The 2,083-nt window shown below is 55.4% G+C and carries 2 protein-coding genes; both read left to right on the forward strand.

Annotated features, from left to right (window positions below; all coding sequences use genetic code 11):
- Positions 1 to 186, forward strand: a 186-nt coding sequence (locus WA354_RS04530) for a Flp family type IVb pilin (protein ID WP_472811820.1), incomplete at its 5' end; no start/stop codon positions are given.
- Between the two features lie 200 nt (positions 187 to 386).
- Positions 387 to 2,083 (forward strand): hypothetical protein (locus WA354_RS04535; protein ID WP_472811821.1); only part of this gene is annotated, 1,697 nt, incomplete at its 3' end.

Below are 2,083 nucleotides of genomic sequence, written 5' to 3' on the forward strand. Positions count from 1 at the left end.
ATGATCAAGATGTACCTCACTCTCAAGTCTCTGATGGCTCGGGAAGAAGGTCAGGATCTGGTCGAGTATGCGCTCGTCGTGGCCCTGATCGCATTTGGCGCAATCGCTGGCATGAGACTCCTTGCCACTGGCCTCAACAATGCGTTCGATAACATCACGACCGCGTTGACGTCAGCCACGTCGTAGTTCCCACCCATCCGGTTTCGCCGGAAGCTAAAACAACTGCAGCCTGGTTAGTGGGATCCCACTGCCAGGCTGCTGTATTTTTGAAGAGTTTCTTCCAATAAGCAAGTTAGCAATTCGTTACTCTCGCGACCCTTACCATCCGATTAGCCTCCTTGTTTTTTGAGCGCTCCACCGCCTCCAGGCTGTGGCAAAGTATTAGTATGTCCATGTCACAACCGGGGTCCCCAGATCAGACTGTCGGTCTGACATTGCTTGAGGGTGGTCTTACAGCAATCGTTCTGGGACTGTCTTTCGCGTGGCCTCGCCTGGGCGCTTCCTGGTTTGCGCATATTGAGCATTTCCTCGCAAAACTGGCAAGGAGAAAAGTGGCTGCCGTAACGGCGGTTGGACTCTCTGAACTCATTTTGCGCCTGGCGATTCTCCCGTTGTGCGGCCTTCCGAATCCCTTTGTGCCGGACGACTTCAGCTTTCTACTTGCCTCTGATACCTTTTCCCACGGCCGCCTGACCAACCCTACTCCGGCCATGTGGATCCATTTTGAATCGATTCACATCGACATGCTGCCGACTTACATGTCAATGTACTTTCCCACTCAGGGCCTGGTGTTGGCAGCTGGGAAATTGCTCTTCGGCAACCCGTGGTTTGGCACCCTGATCATGAGCGCACTGATGTGCGCTGCGATTTGCTGGATGCTTCAAGCATGGATGCCGCCGTCCTGGGCTTTCCTCGGCGGCATGCTGGCCGTCATTCACCTTGGGCTGTTCAGTTACTGGATCAACACGTTTCATGCCGCCGGATCAATCGCGGCACTTGGCGGCGCACTGGTGCTTGGTGGGTTGCCAAGGTTTAAGCGCCGACCAGTTTTTTGGTATGCATTACTCATGGCCGTGGGCATCGCCATCATGTTCACCACGCGGCCTTTCGAGAGCATGCTGCTGTTTATACCGGTAGCGGTGTCTCTGGTCCGCTGGTACCTCCGTGCTGCGGACCACCCCAGTGCCTCGGCGCTTCTGCGCCAGACTGCTATTCCCCTGGTGGTAGTTGTGACGGCCGCCGCCTGGATGGGGTATTACGATTACCGCGTCTTTGGCCATCCCCTGACATTGCCCTACACGGTTAATCGGGCGACCTATGCAATGGCGCCCTATTTCGCGTGGCAAAATCCACGTCCTGAGCCGGCTTACCACCACGAGGAGATGCGCCAGTTCTACTATGAAGATGAGCTTGGCAATTACCAGAAGAGCCATTCGTTCGGTGGCTTCATCAAGATGACCCTGGTCAAGGCCGTCGGCGGGACGCTCTACTTTACCGGATTGGCATTCCTTCCGCTCTTCTTTATGGCGCCGCGGGTATTTCATGATCGACGCGTCCGATTCCTTCTGATTTGCACGGGAGTCTTGACGGCGGGCATGATGCTGGAGATCTTTATGATTCCCCATTACATGGCGCCCTTCACCGCGGCCATCTATGCCCTTGGCCTGCAGGCTATGCGCCATATGCGGCAGTGGCGTCCCGGCGACCAGACAGTAGGCATCACCTGGACCCGCCTCACCTGGGTAATCCTTCTCGTCATGTCCGTCCTGCGTCTCTACGCTCAGCCTCTCCATTTGGCAATTCCGGAATGGCCTTCATCGACTTGGAACAATAGTTGGTATGGTCCAGGAGTCTTCGGCAAGGATCGTTCCGAGGTTCTGCACAAATTGGAGAGCCTTCCTGGTGGCCAGATCGCCATCGTCCGTTATTCGCCGGGGCACAACCCTCAGGATGAGTGGATCTACAACGCAGCCGATATCGATCAATCGAAGGTAATCTGGGCTCGTGAAATGGACCCCGCAAACAACCGCGAGCTGTTTCAATACTATAAAGATCGCAAAGTTTGGCTCGTGCAACCCGACAC

The organism is Occallatibacter sp., from assembly GCF_049802275.1.
GTDB lineage: Bacteria > Acidobacteriota > Terriglobia > Terriglobales > Acidobacteriaceae > Telmatobacter.